General features: G+C 69.6%; 1 protein-coding gene. It reads left to right on the forward strand.

Annotated features, from left to right (window positions below):
• Positions 1–355, forward strand: a 355-nt coding sequence (locus BN1127_RS04115) for a LysR substrate-binding domain-containing protein (RefSeq protein WP_042648601.1), incomplete at both ends; no start/stop codon positions are given.

The following is a 355-nucleotide window of genomic DNA, read 5'->3' on the forward strand; positions in this document are numbered from 1 at the left end:
CGCCCCCGCCTACCTGGCGCGCAAGGGAACGCCGCGCACCCCGGCAGATCTGGCCGCGCACGACTGGCTCTGCGGCGACATGCTGGGGAGCGGCTTGCTGCTCCTTGACGAAAAGGGGGGCGAGCACAGGGTGAGGTGCAAACCCAGGGTGCAATGCAACAACGTGCTGCCCCTGCGCCAGTTTGCCCTGGCGGGGCAGGGGATCTCCCTGCAACCCGAGGGGGAAGTTGCTGAGGATCTCGCCCAGGGCCGCCTGCTCGCCTTGCTGCCAGGCTTTCGGGTGCCGCCCATGGAGATCCACGCCATCACCCCCCAGCGGGAGATCCCGGAGAAGGTGCGCCGGGTGATCACCGCC

Origin of the sequence: Aeromonas media, assembly GCF_000819985.1 — a bacterium.
Taxonomy (GTDB): Bacteria; Pseudomonadota; Gammaproteobacteria; order Enterobacterales; family Aeromonadaceae; genus Aeromonas; species Aeromonas media.